Below are 17,364 nucleotides of genomic sequence, written 5' to 3'. Positions count from 1 at the left end.
TGGTGGCTTGATCATAAAGTGGGCCGCGCCAGTCGACAAATCGTTTTGGCATATTTTGGCTGATTTGGCATTTTTTGGCAAACCTCCCAGTCCTGATCAGTTCCGGGCCGCCGGGCCGCCAAGTCACCATCGAGTTCAAAGGAGAACCATGGATCCAACTCCAACCCCATCCCCATACCTCAGCCGAAGGAGCATCCTTCGGCTGATTCCAGCGGCGGCAGTTGCCGGCACCGCCGTCGTGCTGTCAGCGAAGGAAGCCATGGCGAAAGGCCCGGCGCAGAAGGTGCCTGCTACGGGAGGGGCCCAGGCAGCCCCAGGGCACCGGGGCATCATCGGGGTGCTCTAGCAGCAAAAGCACCACCAGCACCACCGCAAGGCCACTCGAGCAGTACCCCCAACGATGTGAGGAGAAAACGCTGTGACCACTGTCTACGACGTCACCACCTGGAGCGTGCCAGGGAACCCCGCCGCCACCCCGTACAACGACATCGGGCTCATCATCAACAGCATCATCGCTGACATTAAGAGCCAGCAGACCAACCAGGCATCAAAACCCGGCGCAGTGATCTACATTCCGCCGGGAGACTACTCGCTCAAGACCCGTGTCAACGTGGACGTCAGCTTTTTGACCATCCGTGGATCCGGGCACGGATTCACGTCCAGCAGCATCCGCTACAACGCCGGCAACACCTCCGCCTGGCATGAAATCAACCCCGGGGGCAGCCGGATCCGCGTGGAGAACACCGACGGAAATACAGACGCCTTCCGCGTCTACCGGACCGGAGACCCGCGGCTTAGCTCGATCGTGTTCCAGAACTTCTGCCTGGACGGTGTCTCCTTCGGCTCCAACGAAAACGACTACACCAACGGCAAGACAGGCATCCGCTTCGACTCCGCCAACGATTCCTGCAGGGTTGAAGGCATGGGCATGGTGTACCTCGAACATGGCTTGGTGGTGCGCGACACTGATGCCCTCAGCGTCAGCGGCAACTTCCTGGCTGAATGCGGATCGTGCATAGAGCTGACGGGATCAGGCCAGGCCTCCAAAGTCACGGACAACCTCATTGGCGCAGGATTCGTGGGATTCTCCATCTTCGCCGAGGGCCACTGGGGCCTTCTGGTGACAGGGAACCATGTGTTCCCCCGTGGAAAGAGCAGCGTGCACTTCAAGGACTGCGGCCGATCCTCCATTACGTCCAACCGTTTCCACGCTTTCTATGCCGGCATGGTGAATTTCGAGGGGAACTGCACTGAGAATCTGGTGGGAGCCAACCATTTACTGCGGCAGATGGAACCGTTCGATCCACTGAAGCCCTACAACAACGGCCTGGACGATCTTTATGGCCTGGTGCACATCGCCGGCAGCAACAACACGGTCACTGGCAACCACTTCAGCTACGACGTCCCATCCGGTTCCGTGGTGCCGGCAGGGCAGACGCCCACCATCATCCTGGTGGCGTCCGGAAACAACAATTTCATCGCCACCAACAACACGGTTTCGGCCATTCCCGTCCACACGGTGGTCTTGGATGCTTCAACGTCCGGGTCCAAAGTGCTGGACAGCGGCGACAGCAACCAAGTGGTGCGGTACGCGTCCAGCTACTCCTTCAGGCCCACGCCATAGCGGCCGGCAAGCACTCGTGAAAGGTCGGTCAAAGATGACCAGACGTACCAAAGCCTGGCTGTCGATCGGGACTGCCGTGGCACTCACCGCAGCCTCTTTCGCAGTGACTACCAGCGCTGCCCGGGCCACCGACCCGGATCCAGCCACGCAACAATACCGGCCCTCGCTTCATTACACGCCGGAGGCCAACTGGATGAACGACCCCAATGGGTTGGTTTACCACAACGGCAAATACCACATGTACTACCAGTACAACCCCAACGGAACACGGTGGGGAGACATGAGCTGGGGGCACGCCTCCTCAACGGACCTGATCCACTGGGAGGAGCAGCCCCTCGCGATTTCGCGGGGACTCAACGGCAACGGGCAGGTGATCGAAGAGATCTTCTCAGGATCCGTGGTGGTCGACACCCACAACAGCAGCGGATTCGGGACCCTGCAGAACCCGCCCTTGGTTGCCGTATACACGAGCAACTACACGGGAGCGCACCCGCTCTACCCGGGTAAACAGGCGCAATCCCTGGCGTTCAGCCTGGACGATGGTCAAAGCTGGACCAAGTACGGCGGAAACCCTGTCCTCAGCCGGAACACGCCAAGCTTCCGCGACCCCAAGGTCTTCTGGTACGACAATCCATCCGGAGCGGACTATTGGGTGATGGCTGCGGTGGAGGCGGACGAGCACAGGGTTCTCTTCTACAAGAGCAGCGACCTTAAGCAGTGGGAATACCTGGACGATTTCGGCCCGGCGAATGCTGTCGGCGGGCAGTGGGAGTGTCCTGACCTGTTCCCGCTGGCAGTCGATGGGAACCCCAATAACGTCAAGTGGGTCCTGGCTGTGAACATCAACCCGGGGGCCGTCGGCGGCGGCAGCGGCGGACAGTACTTTGTGGGGGACTTCAACGGAACAACGTTCACCGCGGAAAACATCGACCCCGCCGACCAGCTTCCACCCGGCAACGTCCTGGCCGGCTTCAACGGCGGCAACTACGGCGGGTGGAACGTGCAGAACGATCCTTCCAACGGTTCCGGTCCATGGGGGAGCGCTCCGGCGTCGGGAACCATCCCCGGACAGCAGCAAGTAACGGGTCACATCGGTGCGGGACTGCTGAACGGCTTCCACGGTGGCGACACTCCCGTCGGCACCATGGAGTCCGCGCCGTTCACCGTGGACAAGGATTACCTCAATTTCCTCATCGGAGGCGGAAAGCATGCCCAGCAGCCCGGACAGCAGTCGGGCAACCAGGCTCCGCCGGGTTACCTGCTTTTTGACGGGTTCGACTACCCAGGAACGCTCTCCCAAGCCGGTTGGCAACTCAGCGGCGACTTCCAGGCGGCACTGAACCCATCGACGTCGGGCGGTGAATTCGCCAACGGGAAAAGAATCAATACCTTCGAAGGCGGCCCCTACCAGGACAACAACGTCGGCACCATCACGTCCCCTGAGTTCTACCTGACCAACACCAACGTTGCTTTCCTCCTGGGCGGTGGAGAACGAACCGACGGGCATCTCCAAGTGGAACTGCTGGTGGGCGGCGTGCCGGTCCGGACCACGACGGGAACCAATTCGGGGGACCTGAATTGGAAGAACTGGGACGTTTCCCCTTGGTACGGGCAGATCGCGCGCATCAGGATCGTGGATAACGCAACGGGTCCGTGGGGGCACCTGACCCTGGACAACATGGTCCTCGGTTCGGAGCCGGCCAAGGTCCGCAGCAGCGAAACCACCGTGAACCTCGTGGTCAACGGCCAGACGGTGCGGAGCGCAACCGGAGCCAATTCCGAGCACCTGGCCTGGAACGCCTGGGACGTCAGCGCCTATAAGGGCAGCCAGGCCACCATCAGGATCGTCGACAACAACCGCGGAGGATGGGGGCACATCCTTGCCGATGAGTTCGTTTCCTCGGACGCATCCCATCTGGAACAGCACGATTGGCTGGATTGGGGCAGGGACTACTACGCCACGGTGTCGTTCAACAATGCGCCCGACGGCAAACGCATCATGCTGGGCTGGATGAACAACTGGGATTATGGCCAGGACACCCCCACCTCCACCTGGCGCGGAAGCATGGCCCTGCCGCGGGAGGTGGTTCTCACCCAGACTCCTGCCGGACCAAGGCTGCGGCAGCAGGTGGTGTCACAGGCGGGCGCGTTGAAGAACACGGCCGCGAGCTACGCGGCATCCGCGCAGGACCTCCAACAGGGAACCACCGCACTTCCGATCACGGGCGATGTGGTGCAGATTGATGCTGAGTTCTCCCCGGGCAGCGCGTCCGCGTTCGGCCTGAAAGTGCTCGGAAACGCCAACGAATCAACAAGGATCGGTTACGCAACGGCCACTCAGCGGCTCTCCATCGACCGGACCAACTCGGGCAACGAAGGCTTCCATCCCGCCTTCAGTTCAGTCGAGGACGCGAAGGTGGAGTTGATCAATGGCAGGCTCCACCTCCGGGTCTACGTCGACAGGGCATCTGTGGAGGTCTTTGCGCAGGACGGCCTGACGACCCTCACGGACCAGGTCTTCCCCGGTGCTGGCGCCACAGCAATTTCGGTCTTCTCCGAAGGGGGTACTGCCCGGCTGGAAAGCATGACCGTGACGCCGCTCAACCCGGCTATGTGGGGAGGCTGACCCGCCTTGCAACGCACGACGGCGGCTGGTCGCCAAGGTGACCAGCCGCCGTCGTGCCCTCTGACGTTAGTCCGCTTTGACCGCCAGCACCGGGCAGTCCGCTTCCAACAGGATCCGCTGGGAGACGCTGCCCATGATGAGCTTGCCTACCGGGCTGCGCCGGCGCAGGCCGATGACAATCAGATCGGCATCGTTCTCGTCGGCGGCGTCCAGGACTTCGGCAGCTGCATCATGGCCGCGGACCGGCTGCTTGATGATGTGCTGGATGCCGTGCTCGGCCAGGCGTTCCTCGATGCTCTGGATATCCGGCTGCTGCGCGTAGCGGTTGTCCACCAAGGCATCGCCCTTGGACGAGTTGATGACCAACAGGGTGTCGTTGCTCTTCTTGGCCTCGGCGATGGCCTGCGTCAAAGCCGCTTCGCCTTCTGGTGTGGGGACGTATCCCACCACGATGGTCATGGTTTCTCCTTGTTGTACCGAAACTTGTTGTCGTGAAATGGGTTGGTCAGTCGCTGTAGTCGGCAGCGCCCGAATTGGCCGGGAGCAGAGGGCTCTTCGCAGGAAGGTTGCGCCGGATGAGCTTGTAGACAAACGGCCATACCAGGATGATCGCCACGATGATGTAGACCACGATCGCGATGGGTTCGCTGAAGAGGCCTGCGGGGTCGCCGGCGCTCAGCTGCAACGTCTTACGGAGCTGGCCTTCGATGCGCGGACCAAGGATAACTCCGAGGATCAGCGGCAGGACCGGAAGTCCGAAGCGCCGCATCATGAATCCCAGTGCGCCGAGTACCAGCAGGATCACAAGATCGAAAGCTTGCAGGTTGACCGAGTAGGCGCCCAGCGTGGCGAAGAACAGGATGCCCGCGTAGAGGTACGGGCGGGGGAGCTGCAGCAGCTTGGCCCAGACCGGTGCCAAGGGCAGGTTGATGAGCAGTAGCAGGAAGTTGCCGATGAAGAGGCTGGCGATCAACGCCCAGACCAAGGGGCCCTGGCTCGAGAACAATTGCGGGCCGGGCTGGATGCCGTAGGACGTGAAGGCCGCGAGCATGACGGCGGCTGTTGCGTTGGTGGGCAGGCCGAGGGCGAGCATCGGGGTCAGTGTCCCGGCGGCGGCGGCGTTGTTGGCGGCCTCGGGTCCGGCGACGCCTTCGATGGCGCCCTTGCCGAACTCCTCCGGATGCTTGCTGAGCCGTTTCTCGGTGACATAGGAGAGGAAGGTGGGGATTTCGGCGCCACCGGCGGGCAAAGCGCCGAACGGGAAGCCAAAAGCGGTGCCGCGCAACCAAGGCTTCCAGGAACGGGACCAGTCCTTTTTGCCCATCCACGGGCGGCCTACCGGAATGACGTGGAGGGGAGTGCGGCGGAGGTGGGCGGCAACCCAGAGGGCTTCACCCACGGCGAAGATCGCGACCGCGACCACTACGATGTCCAGGCCGTCCACCAGCAAGGGCTGGCCGAAGGTCAGGCGGCGTTGGCCGGTCACGGAGTCGATGCCCACCAGTCCGATGGCCAGGCCGAGGGCAAGCGAAGCGAAACCGCGGAGCCTTGATGAACCCAGGACGGCAGTCACTGCCAGCAGGGCGAGGACCATGATGGCGAAGTAGCTCGGAGCGCCCAAGCTCACGGCAAACTGCACCACGATGGGTGCGAACACAGCCAGCAGGGCCGTGCCGATGGTACCGGCGATGAACGAGCCGATGGCGGCGGTAGCGAGGGCCTGCGCGGCCCTGCCCGCTTTGGCCATCTTGTTGCCTTCGATGGCCGTCACCACTGACGACGATTCACCCGGTGTGTTCAGCAGGATGGAGGTGGTGGAACCGCCGAACATGCCGCCGTAGTAGATGCCGGCGAACATGATGAAGGCGCTGGTGGGTTCCAGCGCAGCAGTGACGGGCAGCAGCAGCGCGACGGTCATGGCCGGGCCCAGCCCGGGAAGAACGCCGACGGCGGTCCCCAGCAGCACGCCGATCACGGCGAACAAGAGGTTCATGGGGGTCAGGGCGGTGGCGAAACCGTCCATCAGGGAGGACCAGACGTCCATTAGAGGATTCCTTCCAGGAGTCCGGCCGGCAGTGCGATGCCCAGGCCGAGGTAGAAGCCGTAGAAGGTCAGCAGGGAGAGGGCGATGGAGATCAGGCCATCACGAATGTAGCGGCGGCTGCCCAAGGCAAGGACGCTGCCCCAGAACAGGACGGTCCCGGAAATGACCCAGCCGGCCCAGTCGATGAGCAGGATGTTGAGGATGAAGGCTCCGGCCAAGGGGAGGACGGTCTTCCAGTCCGCAGGGTGGGCCAGGTCGACGTCCTCGCCGCCTTCGGCCTCACCTTTGCCGCCACGCAGGACATTGATGGCAAGGAGGATGGCGCAGATGATCAGCAGCCCGGAAACAATGAATGGAACAGTCTTCGGACCCACAGGGTCGGACTGCGAATATGGGGTCACCAGGCCGTTCGCGTCCAGGAAGACCAGGACGCCGACCACGCCGAGCAGGAGGGCTACCCCCAGCTCGGCGCGGCCTTTCAGGCCTGTGGCTATGGAGCTCACGCCAACCCGAGCTTGGTGAGGACATCCGCCACGCGCTTGTCCTGGTCGGTCAGGAAGGTCTGGAATTCGTCGCCGGTAACGAACGCGTCAGACCAGCTATGGGTCTTCAGCGCTTCCTTCCAACCGGCAGATGCGTGCATCTTCTCCAGCGCGGCGATCAAGGACTTCTTGTCGTCCTCGCTGATGCCCGGAGGGGCCACGATGCCGCGCCAGTTGGTGAAGACCAGGTCAATGTTGGATTCCTTCAACGTGGGGGCATCCACGCCCTCCAAACGGTTCTCGCCGCTGGTAGCCAGCACGCGGATTTCGCCGGACTTGATCTGCTGCAGGTACTCGCCTGCGCCGGAAGCGGCGAAGCCAAGCTTGTTGCCGAGGATGGCAGGCAGAAGGTCGCCGCCGCCGTCGTAGGAGACAAAGTTGACCTTGGTGGCATCGATGCCAACAGCGCCTGCCAACTGCATCGGCAGGAGGTGGTCCGGGCCGCCGGGCGAGGAGCCGCCGCCGACGGCGATGGAACCCGGGTTGGCCTTCCAGGCTTTCACCAGGTCATCGATCGTCTTGTACGGGGAGTCCTTGCCGACCATGATGGCCCCGGGTTCCTCAATGAGCTTTGCCAACGGGGTGGTCTCGGTCAGCTTCGACTCCGACTTGTTGGTGTAGCTGGCTCCCACGACGCCGAGGCCCATGAGCATGGTGAGGTCGCCGTTGCCCTTCTCGTTGACAATGCGGGCCAGGCCCACGGTGCCACCGGCGCCCGCCAGGTTGAATACCTCGGTATTGGTGGAGATCTTCTCGTCATCAAGGACCTTCGCGGCTGCCCTTGCTGTGGTGTCGTAGCCACCGCCCGGAGTGTTCGGAACCATGATCTGGAAACCGGTCAGCGGTCCTGCAGCGCCGGTACTCTCAGAACCGGTGGAGTTCTTGCCTGTGGCACCGCAACCGGTGGCCATCAGGGCGATGCCGGCAGCGACGGCGGCGACTCGCAATGCGCGGATCTGGCGCATGGTGTTCCTCTTCTCATCATCGAAAATTCGGTGCAGGGCGATCAGCGTTGTGCCCCGTTCACTCGATGCTAGGTGCGCACGTGACGGCGGTCACTCTTGTGTTCGCAGTGATCTTTAAGTTCATTGCGTTCACGGGTTCTGGCCGTCTGAGCTGGTCTTCCGTGCCGCTGGGGTATAGTTCCGGTACGCCACGCAGCGGGCCCTGCCAGCCCACCCGCATCCGGCTCCACCCAAAGGAATCCACGCAGTGACTCGACGGTCTCGAAGAAGAGGGATGTCCCTGGCCGGGCAATACCTTGTGCTGCAGCTGCTCATTGTCCTGGCCGTTCTCGTGGCTGTAGTCGCCATCTCCCTTGCCCAATCAGCCGCCGTATTCGAGCGGACCGAGGGGCGCCGGGCGCTGTCCGCCGCGGAAGCCTTGGGCAACAACCCCACCGTGCGCGCCTTGCTGCCCACCGCGGAACCCCGCGCCGGTTCAGCACTTCCCGCCGTGGCCGAATCAGTCCGCACCGTGTCCGGATCATCCCATGTGGCGCTCGCCAAACTCGACGGTACGGTGGTGGCGTCGTCCGACCCCAGCCTGGTGGGTCAGCCGCTGCCCCTCGGTGAGAGCCGCGTGATGGAAGGCAGGGCGTGGACCGGGGTTTTGCCAGGCAGCGGAGGCGCCGTGCTTTCTGCCCACGTCCCTGTCCTGGACGACTCCGGAGTAATGATCGGCGTAGCCTCGATCAGCCGCAACTATCCCTCCACCATCGAGCGCCTCGGTGATGCCGTGCCCAACCTGCTGACGTACCTGGGTGTCGCCAGCGTGCTGGGTGTCGCCGGCTCCTTCCTCCTGTCCCGACGCGTCAAACGGCAAACCCTGGGCATGGAACCACGGGAAATCACGGGTCTGGTGGAAAACCGGGAGGCGATGCTGCAGGGCTTGAAGGAAGGCGTGGTGGCCCTGGATCCCCATGAGCGGATCACAGTGGCCAACCAGAGCGCCCGCCAACTCCTGGGACTGCCCCCGGATTGCGTGGGAAAGAAGCTGCGATCCCTGTCCGTGGACCCGGCATTGAAAGTGGTGCTGACCCGGGAACAGTCCGACCCCGACCAGCTGGTGCTAGTGGGGGAGCGGTTGGTGGTCATGAACCGTGTGGCCCTCCGCTCCCACGGCCGCGACATCGGATCAGTGACAACCTTGAGGGACCGGACCGAGTTGTCGTCCTTGGAGAGCGAACTCGGAGCCACCCGCACCGTCACCGACACCCTGCGGGCCCAGGCCCACGAATTCGCGAACCAACTGCACGTCATTTCCGGCCTCATCCAGATCGGCGAATACGATTCCGTGGTTCAGTTCGTCAATGGCGCCACCCTGGACCGCACCCGGCTTAATGACGACGTCACCAGCCGCATCGAGGATCCCGCGCTCGCCGCCCTCCTGATCGCCAAAGCCAGCCTCGCCACCGAACGTGGCGTGGAGCTGCAGCTTGATCCGCAGTCCGCGCTGCCGCGCGTCAACGAAGAACTGTCGCGAGACCTCACCACCGTGGTGGGAAACCTGGTGGATAACGCGTTCGACGCCGTCACTGGCCTCGCCGGGGCCTCGGTCCGCGTGCTCGTTGCTGTTTCACGGGACGAGGTCACAGTCACCGTCCGGGACAACGGTCCCGGTGTGCCCACGGGCTCCGCAGAGGACATTTTCCGGCAGGGTTTCTCCACGAAGGACCCCGGGCCGGGCGATGCGCGGGGATTCGGATTGGCGTTGTCCCGGGTGATCTGCCGGCGGTCCGGAGGCGACCTTTCGGTGTCCAACGACAACGGGGCAGTGTTCACCGCGCGGTTCAGCAAGCGGGATTCAGACTCAGGCAAAGGGGCAAAGCGGCCGTGATCAAGGTACTGATTGTTGACGACGACTTCATGGTGGCCAAGGTCCACGCAGGGTTCATCCAGAGGACCACGGGGTTCGAGGTGGTAGGCGTGGCGCACACGGGTGCCCAGGCCGTGGTTGAGACTGAGCGGCTGCAGCCGGACCTCGTGTTGCTGGACATCCACCTCCCGGACATCAACGGGCTGGACCTCATGCACCAACTCCGCGACGTTGCACCGGACCTGGACGTGCTGGTGATCAGCGCAGCCCGTGAAGTTGAAACCGTGCGGAAAGCCCTGCGCGGTGGGATCGTCCATTACCTGATCAAGCCGTTCTCCCAGTCGGACCTTCAGGAGCGGTTGGAGCACTATCTCAGCGCCTACCAGGGCTTGGACGCGTCCAAGGTAGAGGCCGAGCAGTCCGATGTGAACCGTGTGTTCGGGCTCGGCGTTTCCGAACGGACCCTGCCCAAGGGCTGCAGCGTTGAGACGCTCGAATTGGTGGAGGCCGCACTTAAGTCCGCTGCGGGCGACGTGTCCGCAGCGGAGGTTGCCGAGCAACTCGGGACCTCGCGCGTCAGTGCCCGCCGCTACCTGGAGTACCTCCACGACGAGGGGGCGCTGGAGGTCAGACTCAAGTACGGCGTCGGACGTCCTGAAAGACGCTACGTGTTGAAGGGGCGGTAAGCATGCTGGACGCCGGGTAGCCCAAGGGCAGATCCAGCTGCGATGTGTACGAACGTACGCCGGGTGATTTAGAATAGTGGAGCGCGGGCCAGGGACCGGCCTCAGTTGCTTGGATCTCATCTACGGGCAGTGGTAACTGCAAGCCTCGGGGCAGCCCCCAACCCTTGAAGTCCGCGCACCACAAGCCCATGGTCGTCGGCCCGTGACGCATAGTCGGAGAATTCAATGATTAATACGCACCCAGTAGCCCTCTTTCTTACCCAGCTGGATCAGAGGGCACAAAGTGCCCTTCCGCATGCCCCGACGGTGGTTGAGGCAGCGAAGGCGAGACGGACGCGACTGGTCGGGTTCCGTCGCCGCGTAGCCACTGTCCTGCACAGAACTGCGTGGACAATCGAGCCCACGAAGACGTTTACGTCGTAGGCCGCAGCAAAGGCGCGAGTGGTGTTAGCCCGTGTTTAGTACAGTTGTACATATGGCCTCTGACTACTTCCTTGGCGACCCTCGCACTAACTACGAGCGGATGATTTCAGGCGACTTCTACATCTCCGACGACCAGGACATCACGGCCAAACAGCAGCGGGCAATCCGGCTTGCGGGGGAATTTCACGCGGCATTCCTGGACGACGTCGAAGCGGCTCAGGCTGTCGCCCGTGAATTGCTGGGTGCCATGGGTGCGGACTCCCACATTCGCGCACCTATTTATGTTGATTATGGGTTCAACGTGACCGTGGGATCCGGAACGTTCATCAACTACAACCTGACCGCTTTGGATGTAGCCCCGATCCGGATCGGCAGCGACTGCCAGATCGGTCCTAACGTTCAGCTTTTGACGCCAACCCATCCTCTGGAGGCCAAGCCTCGGCGGGACAAGTTGGAGGCAGCGAAGCCAATCGTCATTGGTGACAATGTTTGGCTGGGTGGGGGAGTCATTGTGCTGGCGGGCGTGACCATAGGCGAGAACAGTGTTGTGGGTGCCGGTTCAGTTGTTACCAAGGATTTGCCTGCGGACGTCTTGGCTGTGGGAAGCCCCGCAAAGGTGATCAAATCAATCGGTTAGGTGGGGCATATGACAACCCGGAGAACTGACCCGGACAGGCGCGACCGGATCATCGAAGCCGCCTTGGATCTGATCGCGGCAGAAGGCGTCGCCGGAACGTCGCATCGAAAAGTCGCGGCCTTGGCAGACGTTCCCTTGGGCTCAATGACGTACCACTTCGATGGCATGGACCAGCTGCTCCACGAGGCGTTCACGCTTTTCGCCACCCGAATCAGCGACCGCTTCGAGCGACGCATGAACGAGGCGGAATCAGTCGAGGACGTGAAAGCGGCCGTTGTTGAGATGATCCTTGAGGATACCTACGGCGATCGGAACGCCCTGGTGCTGACGCTGGAGCTCTACACCCTGGCGGCCCGGCAACCGGCATTCCGGCACCTCACGCACGATTGGATGATGCGCAGCCGTACCGCGTTTGAGCGTCACTTCGAACCTGACGTTGCCCGGCAACTGGACGCTCTCGTTGAGGGGTTGTCGATACATAGGGCTTTTGAGCCACAGGACTACGATCGCGGGCTGGTCACCGAGGCGGTCGAGAAGCTGCTGGCCTCCGTGGCAACCCGGCCGGCTCCGAGCACAAGCACAGGCCTGTTCTTCTCCGATAGCGCTCCGGCAACCGATCTTGCCGGGACCCGGCCGGCGAAGAGGCTTTAGCGACGTTGGGCTGTCAGGCCGGACCCTTGGCCCGAATCAGCGTCTCCGATCATGGGTAGGGTGCCGGCGAGTTTCCGGGCGTAAGCACTCTACGCAGGGCGTCTTTGGCGAGTGCTGTTGGAGCGTCCGTGAACGAGAAGAACCGACGCACGGTCAGGCCCTCCACAAGGATCTCCAGGATCTCCGCGGTGACAGGGTCGAAGTGGCGCTGGAGGATCCGTGTGGTGCCATTGATCCATGCCCGGGCAAGCCTTCTGCATTCAGGGTCCCTCAGTGCAAGGGCCTGGAGTTCCCGACTCAGGCACAGGCTCCTCGCCGGTCTTGAAGCCTCTTCGTCGATGAGGATCAAGAGTTCTCGTGAAGCGCCGGCAGCATCGGTGACTCCTTCAAACCGACCCTCAAGCCGGTCCAGTTCATGGGCTATGAGCCGCTCGAACGCCGTCGCCAGAAGGTCCTGCAGCCCCGTGAAGTGATACGTCAGCGAGCCCAGCGGAACGTCGGCTTTGACGGCAATCCGCCGGAGGCTTGATTCTGCGACTCCATATTCGGCCACAACTTCCAAGGCCGCCTCCGCAATCCGGTCCCTGCGGTTCGGGTCGAAGCGCCGGCGTCTCCGAGCGGGGAGTGGCTGCGTGGCCGAGCTCCCGGAATTGTCCCGGGTGCGGAGACGGTCTCCTGCGTCCTGGCCGGATCCCGATCCCACGGTTGGCTGCGGATCATCCATGGCAATCTCTCAATCTGCCGAGTACTTCCTTGTATATGTACGTACGTACAATAGACATTAATTAGGTACGATCGTACACTAAAGTCTTGGAACTTGTGATGGGCATCACTCCATAACCGGAAAATCTGACGTGCTGCCCCAATAGGCAAAGCGTTACCCATGGATAATGCTTGAGTAAATGAATATAACGTGTACTCTTGCTTATAGGTGATGCGCCTCACTGGCCCAATCACAGCACTCCGTAGTCCATGGAGCAGCCCAAAGCTCAAGCAAACCAGCGATGGCTACAATCGAGAGGTTTTGAAGAATGACTGTTCAGCCTTCCTTGCAGACCGAAGGTCCAGCACATACGAACTATGACGTCGTAATCATCGGCAGCGGCATGGGTGGCGGCACTCTCGCATATGCCCTGAAAGACAGCGGGGCAAGCGTTCTCCTTGTAGAGCGTGGAGGATTCGTTCCCCAGGAGCCGGAGAACTGGGACCCGGATGCGGTCTTCGAACAGGGGCGCTACAAGAATGCCGAAAAGTGGTACTCCGAGACCGGTGAGGCTTTCAACCCCGGGACGTATTACTACGTTGGCGGCAACACTAAGTTCTACGGCTCCTCGCTGGTGCGTTTCCGGCGCGAAGATTTTTCCGCCTCCGAGCATGAGGAGGGAACTTCGCCTCGGTGGCCATTCGACTATGACGCTTTGGCGCCGTACTACTCACGTGCAGAACACGTCTACAAAGTGCATGGCGATCACGACGATGACCCAACCTTGCCCAGGTCCGAACCATTCCCCTATCCCGCGATCGGGCACGAGCCGGAAATTCAAGCGGTCGCGGATGGTTTGCGCCGGCAGGGACTTACTCCGTCGAATATTCCCTTGGGGATCGACTGGCGCCAGGGCGGGGCGTGCCTCCGTTGCCGGACCTGCGATGGTTTTCCATGCAGGGTCCTGGCAAAAATGGACGCCGATGTCGCCTGCGTTCGGCCCGCCCTTGAATCCGGAAACGTCGAAATCCTGACCGGTGCCTACGCCGAGAAGGTGCTGACGGATGCTGCGGGGCAGACGGCTACCGGCGTCGAGCTCGTTGTAGGAGGCCGGAGCATCGTGGTCGAGGCCGGCAAGGTCGTCGTTTCATGTGGTGCGGTCAACTCCGCAGCTCTTTTGCTGAGATCGGCGGATGATCAGCATCCCAACGGGCTCGCCAATTCTTCGGGCATGCTCGGCCGGAACTATATGGTGCACAACAACAGCATCATGGTTGCCTTCCATCCCAAGCGAAACAAAGTCGACTTCCAGAAGACGCTCTATTTCAACGACTACCTCCTCAAGGGCACCAAGGACTTTCCCTATCCACTCGGCCACGTTCAGCTGATCGGGAAGCTTCAAGGCGCCATGCTGGTTGGACAAAAGCCTTTCATTCCCAAATGGGCGTTGGATATCGCCGCCGGGCACAGCCTGGACTGGTGGCTGTTCACCGAGGATCTTCCGGACCCCGAAAACCGCGTGACCCTGAGGGACGACAAGGCAATTCAAATCAACTGGAAACCCAACAATGTCCGGGCCCACCAGCTCCTTGTCAAAAAGGTCAAGCGAATCCTGCAGAAGATGGGCTATCCCATGATCTTCAGTGAGACCACAGGAATTGCCGTGAATTCCCATCAGGCAGGGACCATCAGGGCAGGGGAGGACCCCCGCACATCCGTGCTCGATCCCACCTGCCGCACCCACGATGTCGACAACCTTTTCGTCGTCGACTCGTCCTTCTTCCCATCGCTACCCGTGATGAACCCGGCCCTGACGATCGCCGCGAACGCGTTCCGCGTAGCGGACCACATTGTGCCTGGTGCCAGCCAGCATTGGGCAGCAACACGTCAGAACCAATTTCTACCGATAACACCCGTACTTACAGGAAGTAACCACAATGACTGAGAAGCAGCTGACCGGCGGACAAATGATTGTCGACTGCCTCATCCGCGAAGGCGTTGATCGAGTCTTTGCCGTGCCCGGCCATGGCAACACCGCGCTCTTGGACGCCTTCGTGGATCGCTCGGATGAAATCCAAGTGATACCAGCCATGCACGAGCAAGGTGCTGCACACATGGCGGACGGGTATTACCGCGCCTCCGGCAGGATTGCCGCGGTGTGCACCTCCATCGGCCCTGGGGCCACCAATACGCTGACCGGCCTGGTAACAGCCTTCGCCGACTCCCAGCCATTCATTCTCATCACCGGCGCCGTCCACACGTATATGGAAAACCGCGGCGTCCTTCAGGAAATCGACCGCCCCCACGGTAACAACTTTCCCCGGATGGCGGAACCGGTTGTCAAGCGCTGGTGGCAGCCCAACCGCCTCGAACAGATTCCCACTGTCATGGCCCAAGCGTTCAACACCATGAACGAAGGCCGTAAAGGACCCGTTCTCGTAGACGTGCCCCAGGACCTGCAGGCCGAATACGGGAACTACGGACATATTCCAGGAGACCGGCGTGCACACACACGGCCCACTGGCGATGCACGGACCATCGCTGAAGCGGCGGCCCTGCTGGCTTCGGCCAAGCGTCCCGTAATTCTCGCTGGCGGCGGCGTCATCGCAGCTGAAGCCAGCGAGGAACTTCGCTCGATCGCCGAGCGGCTTGGTGCCCCCGTTACACACTCCTTCATGGGCAAGGGCGCCTTCCCCGCAGACCACGACCTGTACGCCTGGCCCTGTGGTGACATGGGCTCCATCCCGGGAAATCGCATGACGACCCAAGCCGACGTCATTCTCGCCGTCGGCTGCCGTTTCAGCGACCGCATCACTTCCTCCTACAAAGAGGGCACAACCTTCAACATCCCCTCCAGAACCAAGCTTGTCCAGATCGACATCGATGGTTTCGAGATTGGACGCAATTACCCCGTCGAGGTGGGGATCGTCGGTGACGCGAAGACTTCCTTGGCGTTGCTGCGGGAGTTGCTCGGCGACGGCCCCGACTACCACGGCACGGAATACTTCGAAGAACTCCAGGACTACAAGCAGCGCTGGGAGGACCACCTTGCCCCAATGCGCGAGACAGACTACCTACCGATGACCAATTCGCGGGCCATGGTGGAGATCCGCAAAGCTCTTCCCCGGGAGGGCATCCTGGTTACCGACTCCAGCAACCCCGCCAACCAGGCATTCAATGAGTTCCCTATCTACGGGCCGAAGACCAACATCGTCGCCGGAGGCATGTCCGGGATCGGTTTCGGTCTTCCTGCGGCCATTGGCGCCCAAATCGCAGTCCCTGAGACTCCTGTCCTCGCCATGGTCGGCGACGGCAGCTTCCTGCAGACCGGAACCGAGCTTTCAACCGCAGTCATGCTGGGCACACCCCTGGTGGTCGTTGTTTTGAACAACGGAGGCTGGGAGGCAATCAAGGACCTCCAAATCAGCCTGTTCGGGGCCGATCGGCGGCTCATCACCAACTGGTGTACTCCAGACGGAAAACCCTACTTCGCAAACATTTCCGAGTTCGCGCGTTCCCTGGGATGTACCGCTGAACGAGTCGAGGATCCGGCACGGCTTGCAGAGGCAATCGAGCGCGGTTTCGCTACGGACGGCCCTGTCGTCATCGAAGCCATGAGCGCGCACGAGCTTCCCTGGAGCGAGATGCACCCCACCGGGTGGTGGGACATCGCCGTCCCCGCATATCACGGCGAAACCCGCGACGAATACGTCGCGCAGCGCGGATTCTGACGAGGTAAAGCCATGGGTGAGATCAAGCTGGGCCTCAATCTCGAGTTTGCACGCTACGAAAACGGTTCGTTTGACTGGGCTATGGACCGCGCGGCGGAAATCGGCTTCCGATACGTGGAGCCCATGGTCCACTGGGGCCGTGAACTCTTGAGCGAGGCTGGCTACTTTCACAGCAGGTCCATGCTGGATGACCCGCTGAAGCTAAAGCATGCGGCGGAAAGCCGTGGACTGCAGATCTCGTCTATCTCCAGTCATGCTCCACTGGCCAAACCGGACATCGCTGTGGATTACCTCAAACAGGCCGTCCGCTATGCAGCTGAGTGCGGCGCTCCCATGATTATGGTCGACGACGGTCCCGTGCCTGTCTGGACTACGGAGGAAGAAAACTTCACCTTGATGAAGTACACCCTTCAAGAGGCGGCCATGGTTGCAGAGCCTCGCGGCATCGCCATCGCTATCGAAACCCACGGCCCCTATACGGCAACCTCCGAAGGGCTGGACCGGCTGATGAAGCTCGTGGACACACCCGTCCTCACCATCAACCTGGACACCGGAAACAGTTACCTGAGTGAGAACGATCCTCACGCTTGGCTGGAAGACATCATCTCCAACGTTACCCACCTTCACGCGAAAGATATCTCCGTAGAGGACGCCAGGAAGTACCGCGGGAAAGTCCGCGGAATGCTTGGGTGTGCCTGCGGCGAGGGCGTCATTGACTGGGAACGCATCGTTCGCACCCTGGCATCCGCTAACCACGACACCGTTCTCTCCGTTGAATGTGGGTCGTTGGATGCCGCAACCAAGAGTTTCCACTACCTGAGCGACGTGATTCGACGCGTCGGTCAACACTCTCCCCAACCCATCAGTTAATCCGGAGGAA

General features: G+C 61.7%; 15 protein-coding genes. 10 read left to right on the top strand and 5 right to left on the bottom strand.

Annotated elements, in window-relative coordinates; all coding sequences use genetic code 11:
• Positions 1-148 precede the first annotated feature (148 nt).
• The 3 genes from ACSSVG_RS06685 to ACSSVG_RS06675 all read left to right on the top strand — a co-directional run bounded on the left by ACSSVG_RS06685 (position 149) and on the right by ACSSVG_RS06675 (position 4,250).
• Complete coding sequence (locus tag ACSSVG_RS06685; RefSeq protein ID WP_492418016.1) at positions 149-346, top strand: hypothetical protein; 198 nt, start codon at positions 149-151, stop codon at positions 344-346.
• 72 nt (positions 347-418) lie between these two features.
• Positions 419-1,624, top strand: coding sequence for a NosD domain-containing protein (locus tag ACSSVG_RS06680; RefSeq protein ID WP_492418015.1), 1,206 nt, complete (start codon positions 419-421; stop codon positions 1,622-1,624).
• A gap of 34 nt (positions 1,625-1,658) precedes the next feature.
• Positions 1,659-4,250: a GH32 C-terminal domain-containing protein gene (locus tag ACSSVG_RS06675; RefSeq protein WP_492418013.1), complete on the top strand. Its 2,592-nt coding sequence runs from the start codon at positions 1,659-1,661 to the stop codon at positions 4,248-4,250.
• 66 nt (positions 4,251-4,316) lie between these two features.
• Here the strand turns inward: ACSSVG_RS06675 and ACSSVG_RS06670 are convergent, their stop codons facing one another.
• From ACSSVG_RS06670 to ACSSVG_RS06655, 4 genes are read right to left on the bottom strand one after another with little or no spacing between them, the layout of a single operon-like run.
• Positions 4,317-4,709 carry a universal stress protein gene (locus tag ACSSVG_RS06670; protein WP_231342893.1) on the bottom strand — a complete coding sequence of 131 codons (393 nt, stop codon included), beginning with the start codon at positions 4,707-4,709 and terminating at the stop codon, positions 4,317-4,319.
• A gap of 46 nt (positions 4,710-4,755) precedes the next feature.
• Complete coding sequence (locus tag ACSSVG_RS06665; RefSeq protein WP_231342892.1) at positions 4,756-6,294, bottom strand: tripartite tricarboxylate transporter permease; 1,539 nt, start codon at positions 6,292-6,294, stop codon at positions 4,756-4,758.
• Complete coding sequence (locus tag ACSSVG_RS06660) at positions 6,294-6,797, bottom strand: tripartite tricarboxylate transporter TctB family protein (RefSeq protein WP_231342888.1); 504 nt, start codon at positions 6,795-6,797, stop codon at positions 6,294-6,296. The genes ACSSVG_RS06665 and ACSSVG_RS06660 overlap by 1 nt, the downstream gene beginning before the upstream one ends.
• Positions 6,794-7,801: a Bug family tripartite tricarboxylate transporter substrate binding protein gene (locus ACSSVG_RS06655; protein WP_231342885.1), complete on the bottom strand. Its 1,008-nt coding sequence runs from the start codon at positions 7,799-7,801 to the stop codon at positions 6,794-6,796. The genes ACSSVG_RS06660 and ACSSVG_RS06655 overlap by 4 nt, the downstream gene beginning before the upstream one ends.
• Positions 7,802-8,075: 274 nt before the next feature.
• On the opposite strand from ACSSVG_RS06655, the gene ACSSVG_RS06650 reads away from it, so the two are divergent.
• The 4 genes from ACSSVG_RS06650 to ACSSVG_RS06635 all read left to right on the top strand — a co-directional run bounded on the left by ACSSVG_RS06650 (position 8,076) and on the right by ACSSVG_RS06635 (position 12,050).
• On the top strand, positions 8,076-9,674 hold the full coding sequence (locus ACSSVG_RS06650) for a sensor histidine kinase (RefSeq protein ID WP_492418010.1): 1,599 nt from the start codon (positions 8,076-8,078) through the stop codon (positions 9,672-9,674).
• Positions 9,671-10,339: a response regulator gene (locus ACSSVG_RS06645; protein WP_253466273.1), complete on the top strand. Its 669-nt coding sequence runs from the start codon at positions 9,671-9,673 to the stop codon at positions 10,337-10,339. The genes ACSSVG_RS06650 and ACSSVG_RS06645 overlap by 4 nt, the downstream gene beginning before the upstream one ends.
• A gap of 475 nt (positions 10,340-10,814) precedes the next feature.
• Positions 10,815-11,399, top strand: coding sequence for a sugar O-acetyltransferase (locus ACSSVG_RS06640; protein WP_231342880.1), 585 nt, complete (start codon positions 10,815-10,817; stop codon positions 11,397-11,399).
• 9 nt (positions 11,400-11,408) lie between these two features.
• A complete protein-coding gene (locus tag ACSSVG_RS06635; RefSeq protein ID WP_492418007.1) occupies positions 11,409-12,050 on the top strand; it encodes a TetR/AcrR family transcriptional regulator in 642 nt (213 codons plus the stop codon).
• 49 nt (positions 12,051-12,099) lie between these two features.
• Here the strand turns inward: ACSSVG_RS06635 and ACSSVG_RS06630 are convergent, their stop codons facing one another.
• Complete coding sequence (locus tag ACSSVG_RS06630) at positions 12,100-12,774, bottom strand: TetR/AcrR family transcriptional regulator (protein ID WP_231342877.1); 675 nt, start codon at positions 12,772-12,774, stop codon at positions 12,100-12,102.
• Positions 12,775-13,081: 307 nt separating this feature from the next.
• On the opposite strand from ACSSVG_RS06630, the gene ACSSVG_RS06625 reads away from it, so the two are divergent.
• The 3 genes from ACSSVG_RS06625 to ACSSVG_RS06615 are packed head-to-tail and all read left to right on the top strand — an operon-like array spanning position 13,082 to position 17,354.
• A complete protein-coding gene (locus ACSSVG_RS06625; protein ID WP_231342876.1) occupies positions 13,082-14,698 on the top strand; it encodes a GMC family oxidoreductase in 1,617 nt (538 codons plus the stop codon).
• A complete protein-coding gene (locus ACSSVG_RS06620) occupies positions 14,691-16,484 on the top strand; it encodes a thiamine pyrophosphate-binding protein (protein ID WP_253466281.1) in 1,794 nt (597 codons plus the stop codon). The genes ACSSVG_RS06625 and ACSSVG_RS06620 overlap by 8 nt, the downstream gene beginning before the upstream one ends.
• A gap of 12 nt (positions 16,485-16,496) precedes the next feature.
• Positions 16,497-17,354 carry a sugar phosphate isomerase/epimerase family protein gene (locus ACSSVG_RS06615; RefSeq protein WP_492418004.1) on the top strand — a complete coding sequence of 286 codons (858 nt, stop codon included), beginning with the start codon at positions 16,497-16,499 and terminating at the stop codon, positions 17,352-17,354.
• Positions 17,355-17,364 lie beyond the last annotated feature (10 nt).

Source organism: Paenarthrobacter sp. E2MeOHC11 (assembly GCF_058744955.1).
Note: the sequence above shows the minus strand (reverse complement) of the source record. Positions and strands in the feature narration are given on the sequence as shown.

What these genes read in the sequence shown, in the direction of transcription:
- ACSSVG_RS06685 (WP_492418016.1), top strand. Translation starts at nt 149, where the DNA reads ATGGATCCAACTCCAACCCCATCCCCATACCTCAGCCGAAGGAGCATC.
- ACSSVG_RS06675 (WP_492418013.1), top strand. Translation starts at nt 1,659, where the DNA reads ATGACCAGACGTACCAAAGCCTGGCTGTCGATCGGGACTGCCGTGGCA.
- ACSSVG_RS06670 (WP_231342893.1), bottom strand. Translation starts at nt 4,709, where the DNA reads ATGACCATCGTGGTGGGATACGTCCCCACACCAGAAGGCGAAGCGGCT.
- ACSSVG_RS06665 (WP_231342892.1), bottom strand. Translation starts at nt 6,294, where the DNA reads ATGGACGTCTGGTCCTCCCTGATGGACGGTTTCGCCACCGCCCTGACC.
- ACSSVG_RS06655 (WP_231342885.1), bottom strand. Translation starts at nt 7,801, where the DNA reads ATGCGCCAGATCCGCGCATTGCGAGTCGCCGCCGTCGCTGCCGGCATC.
- ACSSVG_RS06650 (WP_492418010.1), top strand. Translation starts at nt 8,076, where the DNA reads ATGTCCCTGGCCGGGCAATACCTTGTGCTGCAGCTGCTCATTGTCCTG.
- ACSSVG_RS06640 (WP_231342880.1), top strand. Translation starts at nt 10,815, where the DNA reads ATGGCCTCTGACTACTTCCTTGGCGACCCTCGCACTAACTACGAGCGG.
- ACSSVG_RS06635 (WP_492418007.1), top strand. Translation starts at nt 11,409, where the DNA reads ATGACAACCCGGAGAACTGACCCGGACAGGCGCGACCGGATCATCGAA.
- ACSSVG_RS06630 (WP_231342877.1), bottom strand. Translation starts at nt 12,774, where the DNA reads ATGGATGATCCGCAGCCAACCGTGGGATCGGGATCCGGCCAGGACGCA.
- ACSSVG_RS06625 (WP_231342876.1), top strand. Translation starts at nt 13,082, where the DNA reads ATGACTGTTCAGCCTTCCTTGCAGACCGAAGGTCCAGCACATACGAAC.
- ACSSVG_RS06620 (WP_253466281.1), top strand. Translation starts at nt 14,691, where the DNA reads ATGACTGAGAAGCAGCTGACCGGCGGACAAATGATTGTCGACTGCCTC.
- ACSSVG_RS06615 (WP_492418004.1), top strand. Translation starts at nt 16,497, where the DNA reads ATGGGTGAGATCAAGCTGGGCCTCAATCTCGAGTTTGCACGCTACGAA.